This is a genomic window from Helicobacter pylori (assembly GCF_003637665.1).
Classification (GTDB): domain Bacteria; phylum Campylobacterota; class Campylobacteria; order Campylobacterales; family Helicobacteraceae; genus Helicobacter; species Helicobacter pylori_CK.
The window spans coordinates 20,265-29,465 of record NZ_MVWR01000015.1 but is presented as its reverse complement, the minus strand read 5'-3'; the positions used below and the strand labels follow the sequence as shown (position 1 = coordinate 29,465).

The 9,201-nt window shown below is 35.8% G+C and carries 8 protein-coding genes and 1 pseudogene; 6 read left to right on the top strand and 3 right to left on the bottom strand.

Features of this window, described 5'->3' with window-relative positions; all coding sequences use genetic code 11:
- Positions 1 to 827: 827 nt before the first annotated feature.
- The 3 genes from EAL49_RS07775 (at position 828) to EAL49_RS07765 (ending at position 4,195) form a co-directional block, all read left to right on the top strand.
- On the top strand, positions 828 to 1,268 hold the full coding sequence (locus EAL49_RS07775; RefSeq protein ID WP_033752089.1) for a hypothetical protein: 441 nt from the start codon (positions 828 to 830) through the stop codon (positions 1,266 to 1,268).
- A gap of 66 nt (positions 1,269 to 1,334) precedes the next feature.
- A complete protein-coding gene (locus EAL49_RS07770; RefSeq protein WP_120829702.1) occupies positions 1,335 to 3,122 on the top strand; it encodes a DUF262 domain-containing protein in 1,788 nt (595 codons plus the stop codon).
- Between the two features lie 152 nt (positions 3,123 to 3,274).
- Positions 3,275 to 4,195 (top strand): hypothetical protein, encoded by a 921-nt coding sequence (locus EAL49_RS07765; protein WP_120829701.1) that lies wholly within the window; start codon positions 3,275 to 3,277, stop codon positions 4,193 to 4,195.
- 114 nt (positions 4,196 to 4,309) lie between these two features.
- Here EAL49_RS07765 and queF read toward each other — a convergent pair whose 3' ends face one another.
- A complete protein-coding gene (gene queF, locus EAL49_RS07760; protein WP_120829700.1) occupies positions 4,310 to 4,756 on the bottom strand; it encodes a preQ(1) synthase in 447 nt (148 codons plus the stop codon).
- 58 nt (positions 4,757 to 4,814) lie between these two features.
- Here queF and rsfS point away from each other — a divergent pair, with 58 nt between their 5' ends.
- The 3 genes from rsfS to EAL49_RS07745 are packed head-to-tail and all read left to right on the top strand — an operon-like array spanning position 4,815 to position 7,170.
- A complete protein-coding gene (gene rsfS, locus EAL49_RS07755) occupies positions 4,815 to 5,156 on the top strand; it encodes a ribosome silencing factor (RefSeq protein ID WP_120829699.1) in 342 nt (113 codons plus the stop codon).
- Between the two features lie 7 nt (positions 5,157 to 5,163).
- Complete coding sequence (gene miaA, locus EAL49_RS07750; protein ID WP_120829698.1) at positions 5,164 to 6,063, top strand: tRNA (adenosine(37)-N6)-dimethylallyltransferase MiaA; 900 nt, start codon at positions 5,164 to 5,166, stop codon at positions 6,061 to 6,063.
- Positions 6,064 to 6,066: 3 nt separating this feature from the next.
- Positions 6,067 to 7,170 (top strand): glycosyltransferase family 8 protein, encoded by a 1,104-nt coding sequence (locus EAL49_RS07745; RefSeq protein ID WP_120829697.1) that lies wholly within the window; start codon positions 6,067 to 6,069, stop codon positions 7,168 to 7,170.
- A gap of 288 nt (positions 7,171 to 7,458) precedes the next feature.
- On the opposite strand, the pseudogene EAL49_RS07740 reads toward EAL49_RS07745, so the two are convergent.
- Both EAL49_RS07740 and EAL49_RS07735 read right to left on the bottom strand, forming a co-directional pair.
- Positions 7,459 to 8,073: pseudogene (locus tag EAL49_RS07740) on the bottom strand (ThaI family type II restriction endonuclease).
- A complete protein-coding gene (locus EAL49_RS07735) occupies positions 8,054 to 8,989 on the bottom strand; it encodes a DNA cytosine methyltransferase (protein ID WP_038418133.1) in 936 nt (311 codons plus the stop codon). The pseudogene EAL49_RS07740 and the gene EAL49_RS07735 overlap by 20 nt, the downstream one beginning before the upstream one ends.
- Positions 8,990 to 9,201: the final 212 nt, after the last annotated feature.

Sequence of the window (9,201 nt, the reverse complement as noted above, 5' to 3'; positions counted from 1 at the left end):
GCAGTCTAGTACGTCCTTCATCGCCTCTCTTTGGCAAGGCATCCGCCATCTGCTCTTAAAAGCTTGTTTTAAATTTTAAAATATCCTTTAAAACCCGCCCTTTTATAATGAATAACGACAATTGCACCAATATTCTTTAGCGCTACCACTGCCTTAGTGAATATAAGACAGAGTTATTGTAGTTTTACTTTACTTTTACATAGGCTATTAACAATATTAAATCAAATAACTCCGTTTTATTCAAAAACCCGCTATAATAAGTTTAAATTTTAAACCCTTTTAAGAAGACTAAAAATGCTTGATTTCTAATCTTTTTCAATTGTCAAGTTTTATCAGCTAGTGAGCTTTTATATTAAAGCTTTTTGGCTTTTATATATAGCTTGTAGTTGGCTTGTAGCCTAACGATATAGCTTGTTTGGTTGTCAAATTAAAGAACTTTTTAAAGTTTGTCTTTAAAAACGAAATGTAATTATAGACATATGATGCTTAAAGTTTGCTTAAATAAAAAAATTGTTTGAAAGATAAAATCTTAAGGCAAAAATAACGAATAAAAATAATGGTTAGCCATTGATTAAATATCACTAGATACAATACCGCAAGTCATCTTTTTTTTAAAAGGGGTAAAAATGGCACTAAGCGTTCAAGCGTTCAAGCGTTCAAGCGTTCAAGCAACGCTATCATAGTTTTTATAAAAATCTACTTAAAAATCCCCTACTTTTTATTACCCACTCTCTTTTTAACCAACACGACCTTTTTAGAAAATTTAATTCCATAAGCCCCATTTTTATCAGTGGGGCTTACAGAGTTAAATTCAAAGGAGAAAAACGATGGCTCAGTTAGAAGATTTAAAAGCGCATGAAAAATACAATTTGTTGTTGTGCATGGTTTCAGGCGCTTATAAAGGGACTATTCCAGGAAATGAGGATTTTAAAGAGTTGTGCGATGAATGCACTTTGGATTATTTTCGCCCACGACGAGGCGAAGCGGCTCAGCACAAGCATTTTGAACTCATGCGTAAGGCGGATTATGTGATTGGCATTGTGAATGAGGATTCAACCACTAGAGGGGCTGAAGTCCAACGGAGCGTTTTTGCCCTAAAGATTGACCATGACACTATCGGGACTGATGAAGAGGGAGCGTTAAAGGTTGAGGGCGTTTGCGCTCAAAAAGGGAGCCAAGAATACGAAGAGTTAGTCAATAAAAACACTTGGCATTTCACACACAGCACAAGACTTGGACAACCCAAATTGATTGAGCGAAAAAATTAAAAAGGTTATGGGTTTTTAACCCATAATCTATAAAACTCATAAACCTAATAATAAGAAAGGATTTTAATGGAATTGTTGGATTTAGACGGAGTGATTGAAAAAGGCGTGTTTGAAATCCCTGATTATCAAAGGGGGTATGCATGGCAGATGAGGCAATTAAAGGATTTTTGGAATGATTTAGAGCATGTCTCTAAGCTAGAAAACAAATTCCATTACATGCATAGCCTAACCTTAAGAGAGCTTGAGAATGATTTTGAAAATAGCGCTTTTGAAATCATAGACGGCCAGCAACGATTGGCTACAAGCCTGATCTTACTGGGCCTTTTAGCAAAAACCATCCAAAACAAAGACCCAAAGTATTCTTCAATGAACCTCGAACCCGTTCTATTCTATAAGTATTATGGTTTGAGTGAAGCTTTTAGGGCGATCACTGAAGAAGAAAAAGATTTGGAAGCGTTCAAAACTTCTTTTTACGCTAAAAATTTGATTGACGCTTACGCATTTTTTCAAGAAAAAATCAGCGATACGCCTATGGAAACGCTTGAAAAAATGTTTGATGCCCTTATAAAGAAAATGCTTTTTAGCGTGGTGGAATTGAACGATAACCGAATCGATCCCTTCAGCTCTTTTGAAACGATTAACAATCGTGGTAAAGATCTATCCACTTTAGAATTGTTAAAAAACCGCTTGCATTTTGTGGCACACAAGATTTGCGATGAAGAAGATTTAGAAAATCTTCAACAAGAAATCAATGACACCTACACCAGGATTTATTACGATTTGAGGCGGTTTGAAGACGATCATTTAGAAAGTTTTTTAAAGCATTTTGTGGCGTATTATTATGGCGAGAATAGCAAGTTTAAAGAGAGATTATTGAATACAGCGTTTGACGCCCATAAAAAATACGACGACCTATATGACGAATATGAAAAAATAAATGATTTGTTATTGCATCTTTCTTATTCTTCTAAGGTTTGGTATTTCTTGCACACGCTTGATGATGAAGAGCTTAGGATTGAGATCACGCCTAAAATGCGCGGCTTGTTAGACAAAATGCGGCGCTTAAACGCTTTGAGCGAAAACGCTTTTCTGCCCTTATTGCTCTCTCTTTTAACCATACAGCTTGTTGGAAGAAGCGCTAATGAACAAGTTTATACCACCCAAGAATTAGAGGGCTTGTTAGAATATTTAGAGCGTTTCGGGTTTTTAATCTATGGGGTTGCTGGCAAGAATACGGCCAAAAACGAATGGATTAGATTAGCCTTCAAAGCGATTCAAGCGTGTAGATTTTGGGAAGATAAAATAACCATTGAAGATCTCCCAACGCTAGAAAAGAATTTTTTCAAGGGAGAGCATAGCGGTTTAAAACTGCTTGAGAATAATATTAATTTTAATAATGCTAAAAAATGGTATGAGTGGAACAAAGCGTTGAATTACTTGCTTTATGAATACGAGCTATACCATAACCCTGAAACGACTCTGAATTTTGATGGCAGTATAGAAAGCATTGAGCATATTTTGCCTCAAAAACCCGATCAAGGCTATAGCGCTAAAGAAAAAAATTGGGCTAAAAATCCCCATATCGTGCATGCTTTAGGGAATTTGCTCTTAATTGCTAAAAACGCTAACAGCTCTTTAAGCAACAAGCCTTTTGAGGAAAAAAGAAAAGAATACCTTAAAGGCTCTTATAGTGAAAAAGAAGTGGCTAAAAACGCTTCTTTCGGGATTATAGAGATTCAAGAAAGGAGCGAAAAACTATTAGACTTTTTAATCGCGCGTTATCGTATCGCTGAATTGGTGGGTGAAAGCGCCATTAAAGCTTTTAAAAACGCTCTTTTAAAGGACATTGAATGATGCGATACTCAAAAATAAGGGGGGGCGTTTGAAAAGCGCTTCACACCACCACAAGGAGGAACAAGCCATGCTGAAAAGATAAAGAACATTAAAAAAACATTGAACGACCGATTATAGCGGAATTTAAAACAAATTTTACCAAGGAGTGTTTTATGGGTTTTCAAAATGAAAATAAATTAAAAGTAGGGGCGTTAGTCAAAGCCACGATCAATAACAAAGTGGTGGAAGCTAAAGTCATTAGTATTGGGCTTAATCGTGTAACCTTAAGGAGTCAAAAAGGCAACCAAGCCTCATACGCTTTCAATAGCGAAAAATTCTTAAAATGGTTTAAGGAAGTGCCTTTAAACGAGGTTTCTCATAATCACGCCGAAACAAGCGGAGATGATTTGTTGAAAAATGTTAAAATCGTTACGAGCGGTCCGAGTGTCAAGGAAAGGACTACTTCTCCTAAAGAGAAAGAAAGCAAATTCAAATTGGACTTTGATTTCCCTGATGATACCACTAGCCCTTTTATGGTCTTTGCTAACTCTTACGCTAACGAAAAAAGAAGCAAAAGACTTGGTTTGTTATTCTCGCCGATGAGTTATGGGGAGATGGGGTTTCAGTCAAGTTTGATTATCATTCATTCGCTCTCTTTTATGGCTGATTTAAAACACCATAGCGATGCGGAGTGGAATGCTATGATTGAAACCAGAAATACTGACGAGTGTTTCTTTGATACTTTTGATGATATGCTCATGGGTGATGTTACTCTATTCTGTAAAGCGATAGAGACTTATGCGAGGAATTTGGTAAGACCCGATGGTAAGAGCTATGGTGTTACTTTGGAAGAGTGGGCGAAATTATTACCTAGAAATAAAGAAGAGGCAAAATTCGTGGCACAACTTTTATGCGATGGCGGTATCAATAAGTATGATTTAACATGCGCGGGCTTAACTCCTGGTGTTTTAGCCGATAATCTTTGGTCTTATGGATTTAGAGATGAGGATTATGATGAGGAGGGGAATGTGATTAGGGAGAGGGATATTGTTACAGGAGAGGAGTTAAATCAAGCGGAGGGTAATGTAGAATAAACCCCCCCCTTGTGGGGTCTCCTTTTTAATCTTTTTTATTTTTCTCTTTTTATTCTCTCTAATTTGTCCGTTTGATTTAGAACGGCTTTAATCTTAAAACCCTATCTTTGCGCGTTATTTCGCATCCAAAAGGCGTTTTTCTTTAAAGTCTTGGTATTCTTTGATCGCATGATTTGCAAAGGGCTTGATCGCAATCCCACCTCTAGAAACAAAATCCCCATACACTTCCAAATACTTTGGCTCTAACAACTCCACTAAATCCAGTAAAATCGTATTGATACAGCTCTCATGAAAACTCCCATGGTTTCTGTAACTGAATAAATAGAGTTTTAAAGACTTGCTTTCTACCATTTTGTCTTTAGGGATATAGCGGATATAAATAGCGCCAAAATCCGGTTGGGAAGTGATCGGGCAAAGGCTTGTAAATTCCTTGCATTCTAAAGTGATTAAGGGGTCTAAATTGGGGTTTGGGTTAGGGAAAGCTTCCAACAAATCTTTATTGTATTCAAAAATATAGGGCGTTTTAGTGCCTAATAATTTAAGGTTTAATTCAGAGCTCATGAATATTCCTTGATTTAAGTTATAATAAGGCTATTTTAACCCATTTTTTAGGAAATTCATGAACAAACGCATAGAGATGATTACGACTTTATTAGACGAGAAAAAGGCTTTTGATATTACGCATATTGATTTGTCTAAAACCCCCTATTTGGTAGAAGATGTCATTATCGCCACCACTCTAGCGAGTAAGCATGCCCTTTCTTTACTAGACGCATTAAAAAACACCCTTAAGCCTTTAGGCGAAGTCTTTTACCAAGTAGATGAATCCAATGAAGAGTGGATCATTTTAGATTTAGGGGATTTGATGATCCATCTTTTCACAGAAGAATGCCGTAAAAAATTTGATTTAGAAGGGTTTTTAAACGCTTATAAAAGGGAGCTTACTTATCAAAACGCCTAAGAAACTCATTGCGCTTCTAGGGCCTAGCGGGAGCGGGAAAAGCGCTCTTTCTATTGAACTAGCCCAAACATTAGACGCAGAAATCTTTTCTTTGGATTCTTTGAGCATTTATAAAGATATTAATATCGCTTCGGCTAAACCGAGCCTAAAGGAGCGAAAAAACATCAAACATTACGCCCTAGACTACCTTAACATTGATGAAAAAAATAACGCCCCCCTTTTTAAAACCCTTTTAGAAGACGCCATGAAAGTATCCCCAAAAGAAATTTTACTCATTGTGGGGGGGAGCAGTTTTTACCTCAAAGCCATTTTAGAAGGTTTGAGTAACATGCCAAAACTCAATAACGATCAAATTTTAAAAATAGAGCGAGAAATTGCCACCCTTTCTAACCCTTATACTTTTTTAAAATCCATTGACCCTAACATGGCTTCTAAAATCCATCCAAACGACACTTACCGCATTCATAAGGCTTTAGAAATCTTTTATGCCACCCATACGCCCCCAAGCGAGTATTTTAAGGCTAACCCCAAAAAACCCTTTGATCATGCCATAACGCTATTCGCTCTATCTATTGAAAAAACCGCGCTTCATAATAACATCAAACAGCGCACCAAAAACATGCTCCATTCAGGTCTTATTGAAGAAATCAAAGCCCTTTATGCCCAATACCCCAAAGATTCGCAGCCTTTTAAAGCCATAGGCGTTAAAGAGAGCATTCTTTATTTAGAAAAACAGCTCACTTTAAAGGAATTAGAAGAAGCGATTATCTCTAACACCATGCAATTAGCCAAGCGCCAAAACACTTTCAATAAAACCCAATTCCATAACCTTTATATGGGGAGCGTTGGAGAAGTTAGGCATGCGATTTTAAAGCGCTCAAAAAGTGCTAACGAACTCAAAGAATAGCCAATGAACGCGCAAACCTCGCCCAATCAAGTTATCCCTATTTTTATAAGCTTTGACAAGAATTACGCGCTAGGGGCAGGCGTGAGCCTTTATTCTTTACTCTCACATGCGAGTAGGCACACAAGCACGATAGATTTTAGCCCCATCAATCAAAACAACAAACTTTCACCCGCTAACATCGTGTATAAAATCCATTGTTTGATTAAAGGGGTAACTTTAGAGCAGCAAAACAAGCTTTTAAAAACCATTGAGCCTTTTAAGGAATTTGCTTCATTAGAATTTATAGACATCAATTCGCTGGATAATTCCATAGAAAGCTACCTTAATGAGTCTTGCTCCAAGCGTTATGGCGGGCTTCTCATTTTATGCCGGCTCTTGCTTGCATCATTATTCCCTAATTATTCTAAAATCATTTCCATAGATGTGGATACGGTGTTTTTAGGCGATATTGCAAGCGCTTATTTTGCACTGGATAACGACCCCACTAAACTACTTGGCATGGTGAGAGACACTTTTTCTCACCTTTCTTTTGAAGCTTTTTGTCATTTTATTGAGCGCACTTGTAAGAAGTTTAAAATTGATTTTTCGCGCTTTAGCACCAACGAATTGCAACGCATCCACCAGGGCTTTAACATGGGCTTTTTGGTGGCGAATTTAGATTTATGGCGCGAAAATGGGTTTGAAAAAATCGCTTTAGAATTTTTAAAAACTAGGGGGAAAGATCTTTTCTACCCTGAACAATGCTTGATCAATATGGTGTTTTGGAAGCGCATTTTAGAATTGCCCATCCATTATAATTGCTATTCTGACTTTTTCAACCAACACCACTCTAAAAATATCGTCATGCTCCATTTCATCAAATACAAGCCCTGGCATTCTATCAGTTCTTTAAACGATCGCTTGATTTGCTATGAAGCCACAGCGAGTTTTTGGCTTGCAAACCTTTTTTGCACCCCTTTTAAAAACGATTTTTTTAAAGAACGCCTTGAGATGGCCAAAGACCAACAAATGCAATCTTTTAAAACCCACATAAGATCGCAAACGATTAGGGATTATTTTTATTTTAGGATAAAAAATATTTTGAAAAAAGTTTTCAAACCCACTTAAAGGACATTCATGGAAAAATTATTGAAGTTTTTAAAATTCTTTGCCAATAGCGTTATTTTATTTTATAGTATTATGTAAACTCATAGGGATATAGGGGGTATTTTGCGATACCCTAACCCCCTAAGAACGCTTTTAAAAAGTTATCACCCAATTAAAATAAAGCCTTTCCTATTTTTATAGCATCAGTGATTTATAAAAAAGCTTTCATGCCTACGATGATTTTTTAGTGTTCCAAAGCCCTTGATACCCCAAAAATTCTTATAATTCAATAAGAATAATATAAGGATTTTAGGATTGCCATAACTCTAAATATTTATCATATGGAGAATGTTTTAAGTTATTTGTGCGTTCCCAAAAAATAGGAATTCTTAGCGTGTCTTTGTGAGCGATACATTCCAATAAGGCTAATTTTGAAATTTCCACTCCCCTAGAATTTGTCCCGCTTTTAGGAAGTTTAAAATAAAATTCTTTACCTTTAGTTGTTAAAACTTCTTATTGTATGGCACTAGGAATATAGTAAAACCCTCCCTCTTTTCTCCAACAAACATACACGAATAAAATATCTGTATTTGGTTTGTAACTCTCTATAAATTCTTGTATTTTTAAAGCATCAGTAGTCCATATTAGCTTAATGCCGTTCAATGTTTGAGCGGTTTTAATAGAATAAGGCTTATTTAAAACAATTACATCTATCTCTTTTTGCGTGATAGTCAAATCAGTTTGCACATTCTCTTTACCAAAATAATAAAGCATAAGGGCAATAATTACCCTTTCTCTAGCTGAACCAATCTCCATTCCTAATTTACCATCCCTACTGTTTTCACTTTCTACAAGCTGAAATAAATAAGGTAATTTTTCTTGTATTTTTAATATCATTCTCTCATCATTGAACAATGTTTGCATATAAAAATTCCTTTATTCCTTGCGCTAAATGCCATGCAAAAACAGGTGGCACAGCGTTACCAATTTGCCTATAAGCTGATGAGGTGCTAGGATAAAAAATAAAATTATCCAGGAAACTTTGAATGCGTGCGGCTTCTCTTGCACTCAAACGCCTATGATTATTATAGTGGTATTCAATATTGCCATGATGTTCGGCTCGCATAGTAGGAGCGTAGGTATCTTTGTTAATAGCGTTATTGCCTTGTCCTTTATTGCGTTTAGCCTTAGAATAAAAATGATTAGGTATAGCCCCTTCTGTTAAGTTTTCCAAATCTTTCAATATTTCATACACAAAAGGGGCATGATTTTTCTTTAATATTTTAAAATTAAAAGGCTCTTTAAAGCAACTTTCATTAACGCCTACCATAATGACTCGCTCTCTTAATTGCGATACTCCAAAATCGCTTACTTTCAAACATGCAAAATTAACCATATAGCCTAAGTCTTTAAAGCTATCCAAAATTTTTCTAAAAGTGTCTCCATTATCAATATTTAAAAGACCTTTTACATTTTCAGCAAGAAAAATCTTAGGCTTTAAATCTTTTACGCATCTAATCATGCTCTCATAAAGTCGCCCCCTTTCACTTTTTAACCCCTTTCTTTTGCCGGCAAAACTGAAATCTTGGCAAGGAAAACCACCCAAAACAATACCAGTGGGCATCAATTTATCAAAATCAACTTCCTTAACATCTTTGCATTCAATATGTGCGTTAAGATTTTTTTGATAGGTTAAAACAGCATTTTTATCTAGATCATTAGCATAAATTATCTTAAAAGGATTTTTAGCATAGTACCGATTTAAAAAGTCAAACCCTCCACAAAATCCCAAATCCAATCCTCCGCACCCACTAAATAAAGAAGTGATTGTAAATTCCAACCAATAATCCTTGTATAAAATTTCTCTATATTCTATCATGGGTTTATTTTAATCTGATTGAGTGCGAAAACTTCATTTCAAAACCATATATTTTGACACACACTCAAAAATAATGAGTAAGTTGCTGTGCCTATTGCTTTATCAAGCGCCATTGCTAAGAAAGTTAAAAAGTGGACAAAGACTATCTAAACACTCAAAAAGACTTACTGAAA

Coding starts and splice junctions, on each gene's coding strand:
- EAL49_RS07775 (WP_033752089.1), top strand. CDS start 828: ATGGCTCAGTTAGAAGATTTAAAAGCGCATGAAAAATACAATTTGTTG.
- EAL49_RS07770 (WP_120829702.1), top strand. CDS start 1,335: ATGGAATTGTTGGATTTAGACGGAGTGATTGAAAAAGGCGTGTTTGAA.
- EAL49_RS07765 (WP_120829701.1), top strand. CDS start 3,275: ATGGGTTTTCAAAATGAAAATAAATTAAAAGTAGGGGCGTTAGTCAAA.
- queF (WP_120829700.1), bottom strand. CDS start 4,756: ATGAGCTCTGAATTAAACCTTAAATTATTAGGCACTAAAACGCCCTAT.
- rsfS (WP_120829699.1), top strand. CDS start 4,815: ATGAACAAACGCATAGAGATGATTACGACTTTATTAGACGAGAAAAAG.
- EAL49_RS07745 (WP_120829697.1), top strand. CDS start 6,067: ATGAACGCGCAAACCTCGCCCAATCAAGTTATCCCTATTTTTATAAGC.